18 protein-coding genes are annotated in these 21,090 nt (G+C 66.1%); 8 read left to right on the top strand and 10 right to left on the bottom strand.

The window, feature by feature from the left end:
* Positions 1-13: 13 nt before the first annotated feature.
* The 5 genes from zapE to KVG96_RS09610 form a co-directional block, all read right to left on the bottom strand.
* On the bottom strand, positions 14-1,132 hold the full coding sequence (zapE, locus tag KVG96_RS09630) for a cell division protein ZapE (RefSeq protein WP_217891815.1): 1,119 nt from the start codon (positions 1,130-1,132) through the stop codon (positions 14-16).
* A gap of 22 nt (positions 1,133-1,154) precedes the next feature.
* Positions 1,155-1,490, bottom strand: coding sequence for a nuclear transport factor 2 family protein (locus KVG96_RS09625; RefSeq protein ID WP_217891814.1), 336 nt, complete (start codon positions 1,488-1,490; stop codon positions 1,155-1,157).
* Positions 1,491-1,542: 52 nt separating this feature from the next.
* Positions 1,543-2,259 carry a helix-turn-helix transcriptional regulator gene (locus KVG96_RS09620; RefSeq protein WP_217891813.1) on the bottom strand — a complete coding sequence of 239 codons (717 nt, stop codon included), beginning with the start codon at positions 2,257-2,259 and terminating at the stop codon, positions 1,543-1,545.
* 269 nt (positions 2,260-2,528) lie between these two features.
* Positions 2,529-3,488, bottom strand: coding sequence for an agmatinase (gene speB, locus KVG96_RS09615; RefSeq protein WP_217891812.1), 960 nt, complete (start codon positions 3,486-3,488; stop codon positions 2,529-2,531).
* 14 nt (positions 3,489-3,502) lie between these two features.
* A complete protein-coding gene (locus KVG96_RS09610) occupies positions 3,503-4,594 on the bottom strand; it encodes an extracellular solute-binding protein (RefSeq protein WP_217891811.1) in 1,092 nt (363 codons plus the stop codon).
* 99 nt (positions 4,595-4,693) lie between these two features.
* On the opposite strand from KVG96_RS09610, the gene KVG96_RS09605 reads away from it, so the two are divergent.
* The 3 genes from KVG96_RS09605 to KVG96_RS09595 all read left to right on the top strand — a co-directional run bounded on the left by KVG96_RS09605 (position 4,694) and on the right by KVG96_RS09595 (position 7,719).
* Positions 4,694-5,587: a LysR family transcriptional regulator gene (locus tag KVG96_RS09605; RefSeq protein WP_217891810.1), complete on the top strand. Its 894-nt coding sequence runs from the start codon at positions 4,694-4,696 to the stop codon at positions 5,585-5,587.
* Between the two features lie 117 nt (positions 5,588-5,704).
* Positions 5,705-7,171, top strand: a complete 1,467-nt coding sequence (locus KVG96_RS09600; protein WP_217891809.1) for a nucleobase:cation symporter-2 family protein — start codon at positions 5,705-5,707, stop codon at positions 7,169-7,171.
* A gap of 74 nt (positions 7,172-7,245) precedes the next feature.
* On the top strand, positions 7,246-7,719 hold the full coding sequence (locus tag KVG96_RS09595; protein ID WP_217891808.1) for an LEA/WHy family protein: 474 nt from the start codon (positions 7,246-7,248) through the stop codon (positions 7,717-7,719).
* 150 nt (positions 7,720-7,869) lie between these two features.
* Here the strand turns inward: KVG96_RS09595 and KVG96_RS09590 are convergent, their stop codons facing one another.
* On the bottom strand, positions 7,870-8,793 hold the full coding sequence (locus tag KVG96_RS09590) for a carbon-nitrogen hydrolase family protein (protein WP_217891807.1): 924 nt from the start codon (positions 8,791-8,793) through the stop codon (positions 7,870-7,872).
* Positions 8,794-8,877: 84 nt separating this feature from the next.
* Between KVG96_RS09590 and KVG96_RS09585 the strand changes: the two genes are divergently transcribed.
* Positions 8,878-9,792: a LysR family transcriptional regulator gene (locus KVG96_RS09585; RefSeq protein ID WP_217891806.1), complete on the top strand. Its 915-nt coding sequence runs from the start codon at positions 8,878-8,880 to the stop codon at positions 9,790-9,792.
* 7 nt (positions 9,793-9,799) lie between these two features.
* On the opposite strand, the gene KVG96_RS09580 is transcribed toward KVG96_RS09585, so the two are convergent.
* A complete protein-coding gene (locus KVG96_RS09580) occupies positions 9,800-10,054 on the bottom strand; it encodes a hypothetical protein (protein ID WP_217891805.1) in 255 nt (84 codons plus the stop codon).
* A 153-nt stretch (positions 10,055-10,207) separates the two neighbouring features.
* Here KVG96_RS09580 and KVG96_RS09575 point away from each other — a divergent pair, with 153 nt between their 5' ends.
* Positions 10,208-10,525, top strand: a complete 318-nt coding sequence (locus tag KVG96_RS09575) for an ElaB/YgaM/YqjD family protein (protein ID WP_217891804.1) — start codon at positions 10,208-10,210, stop codon at positions 10,523-10,525.
* Between the two features lie 39 nt (positions 10,526-10,564).
* Here KVG96_RS09575 and KVG96_RS09570 read toward each other — a convergent pair whose 3' ends face one another.
* Complete coding sequence (locus KVG96_RS09570) at positions 10,565-11,596, bottom strand: Ldh family oxidoreductase (RefSeq protein ID WP_217891803.1); 1,032 nt, start codon at positions 11,594-11,596, stop codon at positions 10,565-10,567.
* A gap of 198 nt (positions 11,597-11,794) precedes the next feature.
* Between KVG96_RS09570 and KVG96_RS09565 the strand changes: the two genes are divergently transcribed.
* Together KVG96_RS09565 and KVG96_RS09560 are read left to right on the top strand one after the other, a co-directional pair.
* On the top strand, positions 11,795-16,567 hold the full coding sequence (locus KVG96_RS09565) for a dermonecrotic toxin domain-containing protein (RefSeq protein WP_217891802.1): 4,773 nt from the start codon (positions 11,795-11,797) through the stop codon (positions 16,565-16,567).
* A gap of 238 nt (positions 16,568-16,805) precedes the next feature.
* Positions 16,806-17,807: a FecR family protein gene (locus KVG96_RS09560; protein ID WP_217891801.1), complete on the top strand. Its 1,002-nt coding sequence runs from the start codon at positions 16,806-16,808 to the stop codon at positions 17,805-17,807.
* Between the two features lie 53 nt (positions 17,808-17,860).
* Here the strand turns inward: KVG96_RS09560 and pvdQ are convergent, their stop codons facing one another.
* The gene (gene pvdQ, locus KVG96_RS09555; RefSeq protein WP_217891800.1) at positions 17,861-20,200 is read right to left on the bottom strand and encodes a bifunctional acylase PvdQ; all 2,340 of its coding nucleotides are present in this window, start codon (positions 20,198-20,200) and stop codon (positions 17,861-17,863) included.
* A 299-nt stretch (positions 20,201-20,499) separates the two neighbouring features.
* On the opposite strand from pvdQ, the gene KVG96_RS09550 reads away from it, so the two are divergent.
* Positions 20,500-20,877 (top strand): fe2+ zn2+ uptake regulation protein, encoded by a 378-nt coding sequence (locus tag KVG96_RS09550; protein ID WP_217891799.1) that lies wholly within the window; start codon positions 20,500-20,502, stop codon positions 20,875-20,877.
* An 18-nt stretch (positions 20,878-20,895) separates the two neighbouring features.
* Here KVG96_RS09550 and KVG96_RS09545 read toward each other — a convergent pair whose 3' ends face one another.
* The gene (locus KVG96_RS09545) at positions 20,896-21,084 is read right to left on the bottom strand and encodes a hypothetical protein (protein ID WP_217891798.1); all 189 of its coding nucleotides are present in this window, start codon (positions 21,082-21,084) and stop codon (positions 20,896-20,898) included.
* Between the last annotated feature and the right edge of the window lie 6 nt (positions 21,085-21,090).

Here is a 21,090-nt window from a genome sequence, read left to right as displayed (position 1 = left end):
GGCCCTCCTCGCTTCAGGTCTCGGCAAAGCGTTGCAGCTGCATCTCCTGCAGGCGGCTGAGGGTGCGGCGGAACGGGAATTCCAGGTAGCCCTCGGTGTACAGCGCCTCCATCGGCACCTGCGCCTCGATGTACAGCGGCACCTTGCGGTCGTAGCACTCGTCCACCAGGGCGATGAAGCGGCGCACGCCGTCGTCGTGCACCGACAACTGCGGCAGCTCGCGGTCGCCGGCGGCCACCCGTTCGGCGCCGTCCTCGGTGCCGCGGGCGATCCGGCCTTCGCGCTGCTTGGCGCTGAGGTTGGGCACGTCGCTCAACAGGATAGCCCGGTAGCTGTCGCACAGCGCGATGAAATCCATGGCGGCGAACGGTTGCTCACAGAGATCGGCATAACGGCACCACACCACCGAACCGCCGGCCTGCACCACCGTCAGGCTCCGGTGACCGACGGCGACCGGTCCGGCATGGCTGGCCTGCCCCGCCGTCAGTGCCTTGAACACCTCGCCCAAGGCGCTGGCCTGCCCCGGCGCCGAAACCCAGTAGCGTTGCGCGTGCGCGCCGGGATGCAGGCGATGGTCCTCGGCGCCATTCACCGCGACCACTTGCATGTGCGCCTGGATCGCCGCGATGGCGGGCAGGAAACGGTCGCGGTTGAAGCCGTCGGCGTACAGCTGATCCGGCGGCAGGTTGGAGGTGCTGACCACCACCACGCCTTCATCGAACATCACCTGAAACAGCCGCCCCAGAATGATCGCGTCGCCGATGTCGTTGACGAACAGTTCGTCGAAGCACAGCACCCGCACCTCGGCCGCCAGTTCCCGGGCCAGCGCCCGCAGCGGGTCGGCGATGCCGGTCAGCTGGAACGAGCGCTGGTGCACCCAGCCCATGAAGTGATGGAAGTGCTGACGCCGGGCCGGCACCCGCAGGCTTTGATGGAAACGATCCATCAGCCAGGTCTTGCCGCGCCCGACCGGGCCCCACAAGTAAACGCCGGTGACCGAACGGGCACCGGCGTGCAAGGCCTCGTGGCACTTCTGCAGTGCGAAGACGGCATGTTCCTGGGCTTCATCCTGGATGAAACCGTCGTGTTCGATGGCGTGCTGCCAGGCGCTGAGCGGAGAGTCGAAAGTCATGCGCGGCAGTATGCCATGAGAGCTACAGGGAAATGTCCAGTCGGGCGATCTTGCCCTGTTCGTCGAGACGGAACATGTAACGCAGCGGCTGCGGGCTGCCGGGGAAGTCGCCGGACACCAGCCCGTGCACCAGCACCTTGCCGGTGCGGTGCTGCACGTCCAGCACCTCGACACGGGGCTGGTAGCGCCGGCCGCTGTCCTCGATCCAGTGGGCGATGGCCTGGGGGCCGACCTGATGGTGGCCTTCGTCGAACACGTTGGCGTTCTCGGCGAAGAAGCGCGCGATCTGCGTGGTGTCACGGGCGTTCGCTGCGTTGATGTACCCGGCGATGGCCGGGGCCAGAGTCGGATGGGACATGGTTGCAACTCCTTGTTGAGTGGTTCTGCCGCCATCCTAGAACAGCCTTGCGTCAATTCTTGTCAGGAGTGAACCGCCGGGTTTCGTCCTGTTGCATCTGCTGCTGCCAGGTGCGCAGCAGGTCGCTGCGCCGGCCTGGATAGCGCCCGTCGGCGGCCGTGGCGGCCGCGATCCGGTCGGTGCGGAAAGTGCGGTAGGCGCCGCGCAGTTCGCACCAGGCCACGAGGATCCGCACTTCATTGAGAAAGCCCAGCGCCAGCGGCCAGATCGAGCGCTGGCTGGGCATCTGCTGTGCGTCGGCGTAGTCGATCCGCAGTTTGCTCTGCTCGCGGATCGCCTGGCGCAACACGTTCAGCGGCACGACGTTCTGCGGGAAGCCGTACCCTGCCGGCCCCGGCATCACGGTGGGGTTGAGCAAGGCGTCCCGGGCCTTGGGGTCGAGCACCGCCGCGATCTTCGCCAGGGCGTCGGCGGCGGCCTTGCCGAGCACCTCGTCGCCGCGCTGATCGACGTAGCGCAGGCCGAGGACGATGGCTTCGGTCTCGTCGGCATTGAGCATCAGCGGCGGCAGGAACAGGCCGCTGCGCAGCACGTAGCCGACGCCGGCCTCGCCGTGGATCGGCGCGCCGAGGGCGGTGAGCTCGGCGATGTCGCGGTACAGCGTGCGCTCGGAGATCTCCAGCTCCGCCGCCAGCGTCGCCGCCGTCACCGGGCGCTTCTTGCCGCGCAGCACTTGCAGCAGGGTCAGTAAACGGGTGGTACGCGACACGGTGCAGGCTCCGTCGGGAAAATCGCCGAAGCTTAGCACCGGGCACTGTCAGATTCTGTCAGCAGCCCTGCGCACTCACGCGCCCCACCCAAATCCCTGTAGGAGCGAGCCTGCTCGCGATGACGAAGGCACATCCGGCATCACTGTGTCAGACAAACCGCCATCGCCAGCAGGCTGGCTCCTACAGTAATCGGCAGCAGGACAACCCCCATACGGAGGCGGCCTGCTGGCGATGGCTTCAGCCCAGGCCCCTCAAGGACAGGCCTGCCTCAGGCATCGACCTTATGACGGGCCGCATAGAGGCAAAGCATTTCCATGGCCAGGGTCGCCGCCGCCAAGGACGTCACTTCGGCGTGGTCATAGGCCGGCGCCACTTCCACCACGTCCATGCCCACCAGGTTGATCCCGCGCAGGCCGCCGAGGATCTCCAGCGCCTGCACCGTGCTCAGGCCGCCGCACACCGGGGTGCCGGTGCCCGGCGCAAACGCGGGGTCGAGGCAGTCGATGTCGAAGGTCAGGTACACCGGGTTTTCGCCGACCCGTGCCCGGATCGCCTCGACGATGGCCTCGCAGCCGCGTCGGTGCACCTGCCGCGCATCCAGCACCTGGAAGCCCTGAGGGTCGTCGTTGGTGGTGCGCAGGCCGATCTGCACCGAACGCGCCGGATCCACCAGCCCTTCCCGCGCCGCGTGCCAGAACATGGTGCCGTGGTCGACCCGCTTGCCGCCCTCGTCCGGCCAGGTGTCGCTGTGGGCGTCGAAGTGGATCAGCGACAACGTGCCGTGCTTGCGCGCATGGGCCTTGAGCAGCGGGTAGCTGATGAAGTGGTCGCCGCCGAAGGTCAGCATCGCGCTGCCGCTCTGAAGGATCCGCTCGGCATGGGCCTCGATGCTCTGCGGGATGGAATGCGGCGCGCCGTAATCGAAGTCGCAGTCGCCGTAGTCGATCACCGCCAGATGATCGAACGGGTCGAACGCCCATGGCCAATGGCGCTCCCAGGCGATGCCGGCGGATGCCGCGCGGATCCCCCGTGGCCCGAACCGGGCGCCCGGGCGGTTGCTGGTGGCGGTGTCGAACGGCACGCCGCTGACGGCCACGTCCACACCGCGCAGGTCACGGCTGTAGCGTCGGCGCATGAAGCTGGTGATGCCGGCGTAGGTGCTTTCGGCGGCGGTGCCGAAAAGGCTGTCGCGGGTGAGGGCTTGATCGTTTTGCATCGGCACGTCCACGGTGACTCTCCTTTTTACTGATGGCTGCGAAAAGCGGTCCACAGGCGGGTGCGCTGGCGCATGTCCTTGAGGCTCATGCTGCGGTCGGCGTACAGCCGCTCACGCACTTCGGGCTGCGGGTAGATGTCCGGGTCGTTGCGCACCGCCTCGTCCACCAGCGGCGTGGCGGCCTGGTTGGCGGTGGCGAAAAACAAGGTGTTGGTCAACGCCGCCACGGACTCGGGGCGCAGCATGAATTCGATGAAGGCCCGGGCGGCCTCCGGGTGCGGCGCGTCCTTGGGGATGGCGAGGTTGTCCTGCCACACCAGCGTGCCCTCACGGGGGATGCGGTAGGCGATCTCGAACGGCTTGCCGGCCTTGCGCGCCTGGTCGGCGGCCATGCCCGCGTCGCCGTTGTAGGTCAGCGCCAGGCACACGCTGCCGTTGGCCAGGTCATTGATCTGCCGGCCCGTTGCGACGTACAGCACCGACGGCTGCAACCGCTGCAACAGGGCTTCGGCGGCGGCCAGGTCGGCCTTGTCGCTGCTGTAAGGATCCTTGCCCAGGTAATGCAGGGTCAGGCCGATGACCTCCTGCGGCGAATCCAGGATCGCGATGCCGCAGTCCTTGAGCTTGCCGGCGTATTCCGGCTTGAACAGCAGATCCAGGCTGTTGAGCGGCGCGTCCGGCAGGCGTTTCTTGACCGCCTCCACGTTCATCCCAAGCCCCAAAGTGCCCCAGGTGTAGGGCACGCCGTAGCGGTTGCCGGGATCCACCGCCGCGAGTTTCGCCAGCAGGTCCGGATCGAGGTTGGCGTAGCCCTTGAGCCCTTCACGGGGGATTTCCTTCAGGGCGCCCGCCGCCAGCCCGCGAGCCAGCACGGTGGAGGACGGCACGACCACGTCGTAGCCGCTGCCGCCGGTCAGCAGCTTGGTTTCCAGCACCTCGGTGGTGTCGAAGGTGTCGTAGCGCACATGGATGCCGGTTTCCTGCTCGAAGCGCTGCAAGGTCTGCGGAGCCACGTAATCGGCCCAACTGTAGAGGTTGAGGGTCTTGTCCTCGGCCTGGGCCGTGAACACAACGGAGATCAACAGCGCGGGCAAGCCCAGTTTGAACACAGAAGCCATGACGAACACCTGACCGTGGGGAGTGGTGGCAGGATGCGCCGGCGGATACATTACAAAAATCTCAAGTTCGTTAACCTGACATTAGCCGGAGACAATGTGATGCTCGGTCAACTCCACGACGTGGATCTGCAACTGCTGCGCCTGTTCGTCGGCGTGGTCGAGTGCAACGGCTTCAGTGCCGCCCAGGGTGAACTGGGCCTGAGCCAGTCCAGCATCAGCCAGCAGATGGCCAAGCTGGAGACGCGCCTGGGCTACCGGGTGTGCAACCGCGGCAAGGCCGGTTTCAGCCTGACGCCCAAGGGTGAGCGGTTGCTGGCCGCGACCCGTGCGCTGTTCCAGTCCATCGAAGCGTTCCGTCATGAGTCCAACGGCGTGGCCGGGCGCCTGATCGGCGAGGTGCGCCTGGGGCTGTCCGAAGCGGTGGACCACTCGGTGCTGCAACGGGTGGCCGACGCGATCCGGCGCTTTCGCGCACGGGACGAGGCGGTGCGCATCGAGCTGATCAGCGCCATGCCGGGGGAAATGGAGCGCCTGCTGCTGCAACAGCGGCTGGACCTGGCCATCGGTTACTTTTCCCAGGTGCAGACCGCGTTCGACTACCGCGAACTGTTCCACGAAACCCAGCACCTTTACTGCGCCCCCGGCCATCCGCTGTTCACCGACGATGCACCGGACGACGCGGCATTGCAGGCCTGTGACCGGGTCGATCATCCGTACCGGTTCCTGCGCAGCGACGAGCCGTTCCAGGGCCAGGTCTGCTCGGCGCGCTCGGAGCAGGTCGAAGGCACGCTGGCGTTCATTCTGTCGGGCCGGCACGTCGGCTACCTGCCGAGCCATTACGCCCGCCAGTGGGTGGACAGAGGCCTGCTGCGGCCGGTGCGCGAAGGCGGATTGAGCTTTGAGGTGGCGTTTCACCTGGCCCGGCACCGGGCCCAGGTGCCGGGGGACGCGCAGAAGGCGTTCGAGGAGGATCTGTTGGCGGCGTTTGCCTGAGGGCCGCGTAAAACCTGACCTTTCAGGCAATTTTATTGCGTTGCCCTCGCCGCCCGCTTCCGGCATCCTGCGCACCCATTTTCTGACCCGGCTGCGCCTTGCGGCGCGCACACCACCATGACCGTCTCCGAAAAAGCCCCGCGCAACAACGACCTCATCTACGGCCTCAACGACCGTCCAGACTTCACCGCCACGGTGTTCGCCGCCCTGCAGCACGTGCTGGCCAGCTTCGTCGGCATCATCACCCCGACCCTGATCATGGGCAGCGCCCTGGGCCTGCACAGCGAAATCCCCTACCTGATCAGCATGGCGTTGTTCGTCTCCGGCCTCGGCACCTTCGTGCAGGCCCGGCGCTTCGGCCCGGTGGGTTCGGGGCTGCTGTGCCTGCAAGGCACCAGCTTCTCGTTCATCAGCGTGATCCTCAGCGCAGGCTTCATGGTCAAGGCCCGGGGCGGCGGCACCGACGAGATCCTGTCGACGATCTTCGGCGTGTGCTTCTTCGCCGCGTTCATCGAAGTGGTGCTGAGCCAGTTCATCGGCAAGCTGCGCATGCTGATCACCCCGGTGGTCACCGGCACCATCATCACGCTGATGGGCCTGTCGCTGATCAAGGTGGCGATGACCGACATCGCCGGCGGCTTCGGCGCACCGGACCTGGGAGCCGCCAGCCATGTGTTCCTGGCCGCGCTGGTGCTGGGCACCATCGTGGTGCTGAACCGGGTCGACGTGCCGTTCCTGCGCCTGGGCGCCATCGTCATCGGCCTGACCCTCGGCTACGTGGTGGCGTGGCTGACGGGCCAGGTGGACTTCGCCAACCTGCCGCAGGTGCCGGCGGTCAGCATTCCCGTGCCGTTCAAGTACGGCTTCAACTTCGACTGGGTGGCGTTCGTGCCGGTGGCGGTGATTTTCCTGGTGTCGCCGCTGGAGGCCGCCGGCGACCTGACGGCCAACTCGATGATCTCGCGCCAGCCGGTCAAGGGCCCGCTGTACATCCGCCGGATCAAGTCGGGGCTGCTTGCCGACGGCCTCAACTCGGCCATGGCGGCGGTGTTCAACAGCATGCCGATGGTGACCTTCGCCCAGAACAACGGGGTGATCCAGCTCACCGGCGTGGCCAGCCGCTACGTCGCGTTCTTCATCGCCGGCCTGCTGGTGCTGCTGGGCCTGTTCCCGATGATCGGCGCGGTGCTGCAACTGATGCCAAAACCGGTGCTGGGCGGCGCTGAGCTGGTGATGTTCGGCACCGTGGCCGTGGCCGGGATCAAGATCCTCGCCGAGGCCGGGCTGCACCGGCGCAACATGCTGATCGTGGCCATCTCGGTGGGCATGGGGCTGGGCATCGCCGCCGTGCCTGAGGTGCTGCGCGAACTGCCGCAGGCCCTGCGCAACATCTTCGAGTCGCCGATCACCGTCGGCGCCCTGTGCGCCATCGTGCTGAACATCTTCCTGCCGGAAGAATTCATCGAACTGGAAGAAGACGACTTCGACCCGGAGGCGTCTATCCTGCAGGTCATGGAAAACCCGGACGTGCCGGCCAAGACTGAACCTGCACCGGCGCCTGCGGTCGCACCGTTGAACCGCTGAGGCGGCCCGCCGCACAATCAGAGGGCCGGACCGTTGGCGGTCCGGCCCTTTTTTCGTCATCGAGAGAACGCCCCATGCGCCGTCTCACCGCCCTGCTGCTGTCCCTGCTTCTGCTGTCCCTCAGTGCCTGTGCGCTGTTCCCTTCCCGCGACCCGGTGAACATCAACGTGGTCGGCCTCGAGCCGCTGCCCAGCCAGGAGCTGGAAATGCGCTTCGCCCTCAAGCTGCGGGTGCAGAACCCCAACGAAACCGCCATCGACTACAACGGCATCGCGCTGGATCTTGAAGTCAACGGCCGTCCGTTGGCCTCGGGGGTGAGCGACCAGGCCGGCTCGATCCCGCGCTTCTCCGAGGCGGTGGTCAGCGTGCCGGTGAGCGTTTCGGCGTTCTCGGTGCTGCGCCAGACCCTGGGCCTGAGCCAGACCCAGAACCTCGACAACCTGCCTTACGTGCTGCGGGGCAAACTGGCGGGCGGCGCGTTCGGCACCATGCGCTTCACCGACCGCGGCAAGCTCAGCCTGCCCAGGGCCAGCGCCGCCACCTGGTGACGCTGGCTGGGTTCTGCGCGGTTTTGGCTGACGCCATCGCCGGCAGGCGGGTTCCCGCCATGGTTGGCGGTGACCACAGATTTTGCGTCTCCCCCCGTAGGAGCCAGCCCGGTGAAGGCAGCGCAGGGCTCACGGCTCCCGCACTGCCGATCAAGCGGTGAAACGCACCCCCGGCCTGGCCCGCTCATCCACGCTCAGCTCGAACACGTCCGGCCGCGCATAGTGGCCGACCACGTCGTAGTCGTAGCGCGCACGCACCAGCTCGTCGGTGTCGATCTCGGCGGTCAGCAACCCTGCCCCGCCTTTCAGCGGGCCGGCCAGCACATCGCCCATCGGCCCGACGATCACGCTGCCGCCGGCGATCAGCGGACGGTCCGCCGGCCAGTTGGCGACCTCCACGCCCAGCTCGTTCGGCGAAGCCTGCACCTGGCACGCGCTGACCACAAAGCAGCGCCCCTCATGGGCGATGTGGCGCATGCTCACCTGCCACATGTCGCGCTCGTCCACCGTCGGCGCGCACCACACTTCAATGCCCTTGGCGTACATGGCCGTGCGCAGCAGCGGCATCATGTTTTCCCAGCAGATCACCGCGCCCAGTTTGCCGACCTGGCTGTCGAGCACCGGCAACGTCGAGCCGTCGCCCTTGCCCCAGATCAGGCGTTCGGTGCCGGTGGGCATCAGTTTGCGGTGCTTGGCCACCAGGCCGGCCTGCGGGTCGAAATGCAGCGCGGTGCAATACAGGGTGCTGCCGGCGCGCTCGATGACGCCGATCACCAGGTTCGCCCCGGTGCGCGCCGACAGGCCCGCCAGCGCTTCGGTCTCCGTGCCGGGCACATCGATGGCGTTGTCGAAGTAGCGGGCGTAGGCCTCGCGCCCTTCCGGCAGCCGATAGCCCAACTGCGTGCCGAAGCCTTCGCCTTTCGGGTAGCCGCCGAGCAACGCCTCGGGCATCACCACCAGCGCGGCGCCGGATTCCAGGATGGCCGCCTCCCAGCTCAGGATCTGTTCCAGGGTTTCGCCTTTGCCGCCGGGCAAGGCACCGATTTGCAGCGCGGCAACGATGGATTTGGGCATTGCGTTCACTCCGTGAGGATCAGGTGTTGCCGATTCTCCGGCCGCACGGGATCATGAATAAAGCCCTGCCCGCTGCTGAATGATATGAGCCAGATGAATATCGCGACCCTCGACCTCAACCTGCTGAAAACCTTCGAAGCCCTCCACGAAGAGTCCAGCGCCAGCCGCGCCGCCCTGCGCCTGGGCGTGACCCAGTCGGCGGTCAGCGCGGCGCTGCGGCGTTTGCGTGAGGTGTACGGGGATCAACTGTTCGTGCGCACCGGCCGGGGCCTGGCGCCGACGCTCAAGGCCAATCAGCTTAAGCCGGTGGTCAGCGATGCGCTGAACAAATGCCGGCAAAGCCTGGCGATGGTCGATCCGGCCGCCGACCAGTACGACGGCCGCTCGGTGATCATCGGGCTGTCGGACGATTTCGAGATCGCTTACGGCCGACGGCTGATCGACGCGATCGCCTGCGCCGCGCCGAAACTGCGGGTGATCTTCCGCCAGACCCACAGCCAGATCGTCGCCCGCGACCTGATGGAGCGCAGCCTCGACCTGGCGATCACCGCCGGCGGGTTTGCCGAGCGGCTGCTCAGCCGTCAGGTGCTGGGTGAAGGGGGGTATGCCTGCCTGGCGGATCCGGCGAGCCTGGCGCCCGGCCAGGGGCAGATCGGCCTGGAAGAGTTTGTCGCCCGCGAGCACCTGCTGGTGTCCTCGGGGGGCTTCATCGGCATCACCGATGAAGGGTTGGCGGCGCTGGGGCTGAGCCGTCGGGTAGGCGCCTCGACCACCCATTTCGCCGCGCTGCCGCACCTGCTCAAGGGCAGCGGCGCCGTGGCGACGATCCCGGCCCACGCGGCCGAGGCCATCGCGTCGCTCAGCGGCCTGGCGCTGCTGCCCTGCCCCCTGGCGCTGCCGCGTTACCCGGTGGAGCTGGGCTGGCGCACCAACCCCCAGACCGATCCGGTGGTTCTCAAGGTGCGCGAGGCGATCATCGCCTGTTTCGCCAAGGAATGACGGGGGGTTACTTGTTCGCCGCCATCAGCCGGTTGACTTCGCTGCGCACCATGTTGGAGAACTCCGGCGGCGACATGCCGTCCAGCTCCGAGCGCACCCACTCGGCCCATTTGCCCTTGCGCTTGGCCCGTTCGCCGAACAGACGCGCGGCTTCGCCCTTGGCCTTGCCCAGGTTGGTCTTCCAGAGTTCGAACAGTCGGGATTTCTCGTCTTCCAGCGCGGCGCGCTCTGCGAGGGATTTGTCGGCCAGATTGAAACTCATCGGAAATTACCTGCTGCATGAAATGGCGACATCTTACACGCTGGACGGAAATCTCCGGCGGCGGTTTTTCTGCCGCCAATGAAATCGCTGCAACTTTTCAGTTTGCGCCACACTCCATTGATCACTGTCCATTCACCTGCAAGGAGTCACCCAATGGCCCGTAGAACCGCCGCGCACACCGCCGAAGACCAGATCAAGGATCAAGCCTTCAGCGACCTTCAGGCCCTGATCGAAGAATCGGAAAAACTGCTCAAGAGCAGCGCCGCCCTGGTCGGCGAGGAAGCGGAGACCCTGCGCGGGCAGATCGCCCAGAAATTGCAGCAGGCGCGGGACTCGGTCTCGAACGTGCGTGCCCGCACGCAACCGGCGGTCGAAGCCACCCAGAACTACATCGGCGGGCATCCGTGGCAGACCGTGGCGATTTCCGCCGGGTTCGGCCTGGTGGTGGGTCTGCTGCTCGGCCGTCGCTGAACAGGTGGCCAGGGAGCTTGCTCCCTGGCCACAATCCATTCACAGGCCTGCCAATTCGCGCAGCTGCGCCATTGTCGCGCCGTCCAGCACAATCCCCTCGCTCAGCGACCGCGCCCGCTGAAGGTGCCGGCGATCGCCCGGCAAACGCTTGAGCCCCACCCCGTGCATCTGCCGCACCAGTTCCTGGCTGCGCTCGACGAAGCTCTGCCCCGCCGCTTTGCCGGGGTCGATCACGATCAGCAGTTGGCCGGTCCACGGCGTCTTGGCGCCCGGATGGTTCGACCAATCGAACTCGAAGGAGAAGTTTCCACCGGTCAGCGCCGCCGCCAGCAGCTCGACCATCATCGACAGCGCCGAACCCTTGTGCCCGCCAAACGGCAGCAGCGCGCCGCCGCCCAGGATCGCCTTCGGATCCTGGGTCGGCTGGCCGAGGCTGTCCACGCCCATGCCTGCCGGCAGTTTCTCGCCCTGACGCGCGGCGATCTGCACGTCGCCGTGGGCGATGGCGCTGGTGGCCAGGTCGAACACGATGGGCGCGCCGTCGGCCCGGGGTGCGGCGAACGCAATCGGGTTGGTGCCGAACAGCGGCCGGTCGGCGCCATGGGGCACCACGCAGGTCATGCTGTTGACCACGCTCAGGGCCACCAGTCCCTCTTCGGCGAACGGCTCGACGTCCGGCCACAGCGCGGCGAAATGATGGGAGTTGCGAATGGCCAGCACCGCGATGCCGGCCGAGCGGGCCTTTTCCACCAGCAGCGGCCGGGCGGCGGCCAGCGCCGGCTGAGCGAAGCCGTTGCCGGCATCGACCCGCACGAAGCCGGACGCCACGTCCTCCACGTGCGGCACGGCACGGCCGTCGACCCAACCGCTGTTGAGCGTCGAGACGTAACCGGGCATGCGGAACACGCCGTGGCTGTGGGCGCCGTCACGCTCGGCGCCGGCGCAGTTGGCGGCCAGCGTCCGGGCCACTTCGGCCGAGGTGCCGTGGCGCACGAAGATGGTTTCGAGCAGACGGGTCAGTTCATCGAGGGACAGCGTGGACGAGACAGCAGGATCGTGTGGCGCAGACATCTGAAGCTCCAGAGTAATTATTGGAGGGAACGACAGCGTTCGGACAACTCGCCCGCCGATTAACCATGCCCCGACGACAGGCTGTCAACCCTTGCGTGGAACGGCCGGCACCATAACCCTGCACCACCCGCCCCGCGACGGGGAACCTAGCCTTGGCACTCCATTCACGGCGCCTGCGCCCACCCTCGAGTGTCCATGATGACTGAACCCTCCGCCCCGCTGCTGTTCCCCGAGATCCTGGAGGCCCCCGGCCTCTGGGAAGAGCTCGGCAAGCCCCTGGGACTGTCCACCCGCGATCTGCAATGGCTCGGCAACGTCAGGCTGACCCGCCAGGAACGGCGCAGCCGGGAAACACCGCCGATGTATGCCTACCGGATCCTGCTCAACGCTGGCGATGCGCCTGCGGTGCCGCTGGCCGGCAGCTTCGCCTTGAGCGCCACGCCGGACGATCACGCCGTGGTGCTCTATACCCCCTTGGGCGGCGTGCGCAAGTTCGAAGACCTCGACGCCCTCGGCGCTCACCTGAACTCGGCCCTTGGGCACGCCCGGGAAGACGATCCGTTGCTGTCCCTCATGTCGCTGGCTCACCGCAAGCGCTTGGCGGCCGAGGAAGGCGTCTATGTCACGTACGCCTTGATCGAGGGCGACATCTTCGACGACCAGCGCTCAGTGATCGAGCAAGGCCTGCGCGACAACGCCCAGGCCATGCTGGATGAGCTGCTGCAACTGCCGACGCTGAAGCAGGTGATGCAAACGATTTTCGCCGAACGGTTGCGGCCGGCGTTCCCTCCGGGCGTCGATCAGCGCCTGACACGCGCCAGCTTCGCCGACACCCGCTGGCCGAGATCGATGTCCCTGAGCGAAGCGGCGCTCCTGCTGTACCGCCACCCGCTGGAGCCGGACGCCCCGGTGCATTTTTCCCACCCGTCGCAGCCCTCCGACGAAGCATCGGTGCAAGCCTGGGCGCAGTCCCTGCAAAAGGTCGCGGGCATGCTGCTGCCGCTGCTGTTCCAATGCCTGGAACGATACTGGGACGAGGCTTCGGCAGACGGCCACTCGCGGCGGGCCTACTTCGCCCGCGCCATGGCGGAGCAGGCCTTCGCCGACGTCATGCTCAAGCGCGAAGCGCAAATCATCGACAGCGGGCAATGTCGGGACCTGCTGCGCTGGATCCGCCCCGGCACGGACGCCGGCGCCTCCCGCAGCGCCAGCCTGGAGACCGTGCGGCTCTGGGAACACAGCACCCGCCAGGTGGAGTTGGCGGGATCGCTGATGATCAACCGCTCGGATGCGTTTCTCTATACGCCTTCGCAGGGCTTGCAGGTGCTCAGGGACTACCGGGATCTGAGGCAAACGGTGTTGGCCAAGTTCAGCGCCGCCGGACACGAAGATGAACTGTACGGATTGCTCGGCCTTGAGGAGCGCCAGCGCTTGCTGGGCTTCAACGTCCCGCAGGTGTCCGGCGAGGCGATCGCCGGGGACATTTTCAGGGTGCTGCTCGAGGCCATCATCACCAAGCAACGGCAGAACCTCGAATACATCCTGCAGGTGTACCGCCACAGTGACGGCGCGGTGGATCCGCAGGCGCTCTTCGACAAGGCCCTGGACATCCGCTCGATGATCCACGAAAGGCTCCTGGGCCTGGGAACCCACGGCCGCTGGAGCACACGGCCGGTGTTGACGGGCGACCTGCAGCCGTCGCAGGTCCTGGCGGACAAGGCAACGGCCAAGGCGAAGACGTTTGCCAGCGTGCAGGCGCCCCTGGCCATCGAGTTTGCCCGCCAACCGACGGCATCGCTGGCCGAGCAGCGAGCCTATCTGAACGACATGAAGCCGCGGATCGCCCATGCGCTGTCGGTCGGCATCAATGGAGAAGCCCTCCTGGGCGTTCTGAACGGCACCTTGCACGACCACGAACGGGTGATCGTCGAGACGGTGTTCAACGCCGAACATCCGTCGCGCCCTACCCGTCGAGCACTCAACGGCTTCAGGCCGGACGCCTACTCGTTGAGCGTGCTGCCCTCCGACGCGGTTCAACTGGTGCCGCTCGCCAACTGTTTCCTGCTGACCGAGCGCGGCGGGCTCGACGTCCGGCACTCCGGCCGCGCATTGCTGTGGACACCGGCCCTGGGCATCGAAGTGTTCGGCACGCTGGACAAGGCAAGAGACGCCTTGAGGCAACGGCTGGAGGACAGCGAGGCGCGATTGACGCTTCTTGAGAACCTCGCGCCGTCCGTCGAACGGGTTCATCGGACATTCACGCTCGGCCCCCTGCAACTGATCGAAGGCAATGTGCTCCAGCACCGGGCTCAGTCGGCCATTGACCGGTTCTTCGGCCAAGGCGCCTATTGGCGTGGATTCGAGCTGGGACGCGCCGCGCAGGAGAGCGCCCTCAAGAGGCTGGCCGGCTCACCGCCGGACACGAACCTGAATCGGGCGACAGCGATGGCGCGCGCCATCGCCCTCCAGCAAACGATGCCGGCCTGGCTTGGCATGGCCGCCGTCGATGACCAGCGGCTGCAGATCGAACTGCTGGAACAGATCAGGCACCTGGACGCGGACGACTACCTGCACGGCCTCCCGACCTTGACCGGCCATGTGCGCGAAACCCTCAAGCATCTGCTGGACAACCGCCTTCCCGGACAAGGCCTGGATCCGGACCGGATCGAGATCACCCCGACGCTGGCGCTGGCCGGCCCGCCCCGCAGCCTGACCGAGCATGCCCTGCGGCATGTCAGTGAAACCCAGGGCAACATCCGTATTTCCCTGGCCTCGGGCGAGCCGGTGCCGTCCGGCCTGAACCGCAGCGCCGTCGGGCAACTGCTGCTGTCACTCCAGATCCCCGCAATGTTTGCCGGCAAGGTGAGCCAGGCCTTGGCTGCGGACGAATCCGGAGTGCGCAGGCACCGCTTTGCCCGCCGGTTGCCGTGGCAGCTGTTGCAGCACGCCCATGCCTTAAAACTGCAGCAGCACCTTTCGCCCGCGGCCTTCGATCTCGTGCATCGGGTGCTGGACATGCCGGACGCCATCGCCCGTGGCCTCGTCCGGGGCGCCCGTGCCTTGGTGCGCCCGCTGGAGCTGATCAAGACCGCCGGCGCCAAGGCGGTCCGGGCCCTGGGCCTTTACCTGTTCGGTCCTCAGCCGGGGAGCGAAGGCCCGCAGGTGCTGTATGCGCCTTACCACGGCGAACAGCTGTTGCGCGAATTCGCCGACGAAGCGGCTGTCGTCGCCGCCCTCTGCGCCCCCGGCCCGCTGCAGGACTTGCTGATCAGACGCCTGCCCGAAGCGCAGCGTCCGGTGTTCGCCTCGCTGTTCAAGGACGGCGCCGGACAGTCCGGCGACATGACCCTGGCGTCAAATCCCATCGACGGCAACCTGTTGGCTCAGCTGTTCGACGACAATATCCGCTTGCTGGAGCACCTGATCGCCGGCCAATCGCTGGCCGGTGCGCTGCCGGACTGGGAAACCGCCAAACAGCTGTTCAGCGAAGCCGTCAATCCCCTCACCGTTCTGCTGCCCGGCAAGGCCTGTGCGATTCCGTTCCTGTGGCAAGCCATCAAGGACTTGCGCTACCCCGTCCAGGCACTGGAGCAGCACTCTTGGAAACAAGCGCTGGGCGACTTCATCAGCGACGCCGCGCAAATGGTCACCCTGGGCCGGTTGCGCCTGAAGCCGCTGTTCGGCGTCGACCGGCCCAGCGTGCCAAAACCGTTGACGGCGCTTCCCGATCCCCGCTGGGACAGGATCAGGTCGACGGCGCCGATCCGCACCTGCCTGCAGGAATTCGAAGCGCCGATGCTGTCTTTGCGCAATCTGAGACGCGACAGAACCAACGGTACCTTCGTGGATCCCTCTGATATGGCGACCTACGCGGCGGTGGCCGGTAAGGTCTATCGGGTCGCGCGGGCCGGAGCCGGCTGGCGGCTGACCAGCGACGCCCAGGAGGGTCCGTTCCTGGATCGAACCGTCTCCGGGCAACTGGTGATCGACCCGGATCGGCACACCGTGCATTTCGGCAAGGGCATGTCGATCCTGCGCAACCGGTACCTCGACGAAGGCGAAGCCCGGCTTTGGCTCAACATCGAAGCCCGGGGCATGGAGCAGATCCGCGCCTGGCACCCTGAGAAGGCGCGCATGCTGGTGCAAGCGGTGGATCTGGCCCGTTTCTACGCCTTCAACAGCCTGCACAACCTGGCGCAGTTGAAAAACCCGACCGAGGGCACCCGGCTGGACAGGTTTCTCAAATCCTTCTTCGGGGTCAGCCGGATCGACGGCGATATCCTGGACAAGATCGCCAAAGCGATCGTGCCGCTCTGCAAGGCACTGGTGGATCCGACCGACGATTTGTTCAATACCGAACGCTTCGTCATAGGGTCGAACAAATACCACCAGGCCAAACTGATTGCGTTCGTGATCGATAAGGACGACCAAAAGCGGGTGCACTTCACCGAGCACTTCTTCGACCAGCAACTGGATTGGTACAAGTCGGGCCTGACCGAGCCGTTCAACGTCGACGGCCATGCACAGGCCTCGACGCTCATCCACGAATTCTCCCATCAATTCTGCAAGACGGTGGACATCGCTTCGCTCGAAGCCCGCCGCCCGTTCAGCGACCTGATCGCCACCGTCACCCGCTATGGCACGGATATCAAAGACAATCAGCTGCGGCATCAGCGCGAAGCCTTGTCCCTCGACACGCCGAGGGATGCGCTCTTCGCGCGCTGGAGCGAGGGAGACGGCGACTGGATCGATCTGGATCAACGCAAGGCGACCGAGCACGTGGCCGAAGCGGTGCTCAACGCGACCTTGAGCCCCACGCTGGAACGGGCCCGCGACGCGTTCCTCGATCCGGACAACCCTCACCCGCGTATCGACACGATCCTGCGCAACGCCGACTCGATCGCGTTCCTGATCTGCGAAATGGGGCGTCAGCTGGATCCTGAGCCCCCGTCGGCGGCCGATCGGGCTTGAACACCAGGCCCCGACACTGCGCAGTGTCGGGGCCCGCCGACGGCCGTCGGAAACGCCTGAACGACGTTGTCCGTCCTTTTGATCATTTTTTCACGCCGCATATGAATACTGTTCTCAATACATCCTGTTTTCAGGGTGTCGTACGGGAAAAACGAGCCCCATTGATGGGAATTAGCCATGACGGCTGTTCTCGTCCCCTTCCCGTCGAGGTTAGAATGCAGCAAATCAGGACGACTCGATGACCCAGAACACCCTTTCGGAAGCCGAATACGACGCGATCACCGATGCCGCCGCGCATTGGTGCATGCGACTGCACGCGGTCGACTGCACGGCCGATGAGCGGCGCGCCTTCGAGCAGTGGCGCGATGCCGACCCGCTGCACGCGTTCGAGTACGAGGCCATGCTGGAGATCTGGGACGTCGCCGAGCACTTGCCGCGCCCGGAGCCCTCCGTGGTCGTGCCCCTCGGCAAACCCGCCAGGACCTGGCGCCAGTACGCCACCGCCGCCTGCGTCAGCGCGCTGGCCGTGCCGCTGGCGGCCTGGGCCGGCTGGAACATGGGCTGGCTGCCCAACAGCTACCAGCATTTCGAGGCCTCCGGCAATGTCCGCCAGGTCACCTTGAGCGACGGCAGCCGGGTCGAGCTGAACCTGAACAGCGAACTGACCTACGCCAACTACAAGGACGGGCGCCATGTCACCCTGAAAAAGGGTGAGGCCTTCTTCGAGGTCAGCCATGACCCGAACCACCCGTTCACCGTCCGTGCCGGCGAAGGGCGGATCCGCGTCACCGGCACCCGCTTCAACGTCTGGATGTATGAGGATCAGGTGAAGGTGAACCTGATCGAAGGCTCGGTGCTGGTCACCAGCAACACGCAACTGCCGGGCGACGGTCTGCGCCTGGGGCCGTCGATGCAGGCCCGCTACCGCCACGGCGACTTCATGCCGCAGATCAGCCAGACCTACGCCAACGACAGTTCGCTGGCCTGGCGCAGCGGCAAGCTGGTGCTGGACAACCTGTCGCTGACCGAAGCCCTGCCGCAGATCAACCGTTACCTGGCCAAGCCGCTGATGCTCGCCGACAACGCCACCGGCACGATCCGGGTCGGCGGGATCTACAACGTCAAAGAGCTCGACAGCCTGGTGACGTCGCTGCCCAAGGCGCTGCCGGTCTACCTGACCCGCAACAAGGACGGCAACCCGGTCATCAACTCGATGCCGCAGCAACCGCCAAAAAGCTGAAGGCCGTACCCCGCAAAGGGTACGGCCTTCATGCTGCCTCCGTTTAGCGGTGCTTACTGCGCCGCCACCTTCCCGGCCTTGTCTGCGGTGTCCCGCACCGTCTGCGACCGGTACTGCGGATCGGCCTTGATCTGCTGTTCGGTGAACGGCAGCACGCTCCACTGCTTTTTCGAGAACGCTTCGGTCTGATCCTTCGAATGCTGCGACTGCGGATCGCTCGACAGCGAGAACGCCAGCAGCCCTTGGGCATGAGGCCCGTTGTCGTCGAACGTGACGACCTGCAAGTAACTGGTGCCGCTCACCACCTCCAGCCGGCCGTCCTCGCGCGGCACACTCTGGATTGCGTTGTAGATGCCCAGCGTGCCCGGCCCGCCATGGATCGGCGTGTGGTGCGCGCCGCTGGTGGCCACTTGCACGTCGCCCCAACGGGCTTGCGCCGGCAGGCCCATCTTGGCGACCGATTCCGCGGATGCCTGCATCGCTTCACCCACGGCCTTGGCCACGGCCGGCCGCTCGACCGCCAGTCCGCGCGGGGTCGTCTGCGGCTGCCGGGGGTCGAACGCGACACGCCAGGTGTCCGGCGCCTCCTGCAAGGCCTGCATGATGTTCTGGAAATGCACCAGCCCCAAGCCGGCATCCAGGTCGGCCCGTCCGTCCCAGGCCTTGAGGTCGGCGCACACCGCCTTCAGCGCTTGCCCGTCGGCGCTCGCATCGCAGAACTTCAACAGATCCGGCATGAGCTGGGTCGCCAGGTACACCTGGTCGTCCATCACCATGGCTTGCAGGTCCTGCACCGACAGCGTGCCCTGCTTGCCCAGCGAGGCCAGGCGATCCAGCGCGAAGCGCGAACGCAGGCCCAACGGCTGGCCTTCCTGGCTGATCAGCGGCGAAAACCCGGTCAGCGGCTGGGCCGGGTTGGCCAGCCAGGCCGAATCGTTGGAATGCTGGACGAAGTCCTTGCGCAGCAGCTGCGGCAATTGGCCGGAGGCGTAGATGCCCTGCTGCGCCGCCTTGGGGTCGATGTCCCAGGCGCACTCGCGGCGCGAGCCGTCGAGCACGATCATTTGCTGGCCCGCGCGCGGATCGCTGCATCGGGCCAGTTTGTCGGCACTGACGTTGGGCACCACCGACAGGTTCATGTAGAGGGTCTGGCCCTTGTCATCCGCCGCCAGGGTGTTGACCCACGGGATGCCCTGGATCTTGTGCACCGAGTCCTGGAAGGTTTTCAGGTCCGCGGCGCGGTTCATCGCGTACCACTGGGTCAGCACCCGGTCGTTGCCCAGGTTGGCGTCGCGCAGGCTGTAGGCGTACTGGTTGTCCCAGTCGAGCTTGCCCGGCCACTGCACCACCGGCCCGAACTGCGAGCTGTAGACGTCACGCGTCACCGGCACGACTTGCCCGTCGGCCTGTTTGACCTGCACGGTCAGGGTCTGCTTGCTCATCGGCACCGATTGGCCGTCGAGCAGGTAGCGGGTCGGGTCCTTCGGATCGAGCTGCAGACGGTACAGGGTGAAGTGCTTGGACGCATCGACGGTGTGGGTCCAGGCCAGGTGCCGGTTGAAGCCGATGTTGATCACCGGCAGGCCCGGCAGGGCCGCGCCCATCACATCCAGCTTGCCGGGAATGGTCAGGTGCATCTGATAGAAGCGCATGCCGCCGACCCACGGGAAATGCGGGTTGGCCAGCAGCATGCCGCGACCGTTGAACGAGCGCTCGCTGCCCACCGCCACCGCGTTGCTGCCGCGGTCCAGCGCGAAGCGTTGCATGTGCAGGTCAGCCACTCGGTAGGCCCGCGCATCGTCGGCGATCCGCGCGCTGGCCTGAGGCGGCGTGGCGCCGGCCAGGGCCTCGGCGAACTGCCCGACCCCGCCCTCGACCAGCAGACGGCGCGTCAGCTTCACCAGGTCCTGGGCCGAAATGTCACGCACCCAATCGCCCTGGCATTGCTGCGGCAACCCCTGCGGGCGGCGTTCGGCCAGATATTGGTTGTAGCCGGCGGCATACCCTTGCATCAGGTCGCGCACTTCGGCCGGCTGCGCCTGCCAGAACGCCTGCACGGCCTGCGGGGTATTGAGCCAGGTGAAGAACAGGTCGCTGACGCGGTTCTCCCGCTCCTCGACCGTCAGCTGCTGCGGCCCGAAATAACGCGAACGCTCACCGTTGACGGTGACGATCTCGTTGGCCAGCAGGCACAGGTTGTCTTGCGCGTAGGCATAACCGATGCCGAAGCCCAGGCCGCGCTCGTTCTGCGCGCTGATGTGCGGCACACCGAAACCGGTGCGGCGGATGTCGGCGCCGGTCTGGGCCGAGGGGCTCAACGCATGGGCGGACAGACTCAGCCCGAGAAACAGACCGGCAAGGGCCAGTCCGGATAACTGCCTGGAAATAATCACGCTCGCTCCTGATCAAATGCCGAAGAGCGGATCCGGCCGTCATGCCCCGGCACCGGGGCAGACCGGATCCGCTCCGGAAACACCCACGCGTCCACGCGCAATGAGCCTGATCAGAGAACGAGCCCGGTAAAAAAAATTTAATCCGCCCGACGCCCGTTGCGCCCCGCGATCACGGAGAAACAACGAATCGGCGACAAATTTTCTACATTTTGATCTTCATGATTTGGCGTGCTGATTCGTCTTGTTACAGAGAGAGCAGCCACATTTTCCTGATCAGGCTCTGAGAAAGGAGTAATCCCATGTACAACCCACCACTACCAACGGACGGTAGCCAAGCGTCGCAAGGCGCTTCGATGGGCCCCCTCGCGAGCAATTTCGGCCAACGCGCCGAACGTCACGGCAACGAACGCATCCGCCTGCTGCTCAAGAGCTTCGGCCTGCGCACCAGCCTGATTCGCCTGAAAGTCATCGACGCCCTGCTGGTCGCCGCCGAGAACGACCGCCGCCTGGGCGTGCGCGGCGTGCACAGCCAGTTGCTGGACCTGGACATTCCCTTGTCCTTCCTCAGCGTGCGCGAAGTGCTCAAACGCCTGTGCACCGAAGGCGTGGTCATCTACAACGCCGACAAGAGCTACAGCCTGCATCCTCAGGCCTGCGCCGTGCTCAACGCCGACTGAGGCCACCTGCGATCGCCGTCAGGGCTTGACCTTGCGGCGCATCACGCCATTGATCACCACCACGACCACCGCCACACCGATGGCGATGTACTGGAACGTCTTCTCGCCGATCACGCCGGCGTTCTGCAGCCAGGACAGGCCGAGCATGATCGCCAGAACGGCCAGGGCGATCAGAATCGAATATTTCAAGCGTTGCGACTGGGTCATTGCGGG

Origin of the sequence: Pseudomonas ekonensis (genome assembly GCF_019145435.1) — a bacterium.
Taxonomy (GTDB): domain Bacteria; phylum Pseudomonadota; class Gammaproteobacteria; order Pseudomonadales; family Pseudomonadaceae; genus Aquipseudomonas; species Aquipseudomonas ekonensis.
The sequence above is the reverse complement of the archived record's forward strand: the minus strand, read 5'-3'. Positions and strand labels throughout refer to the sequence as shown.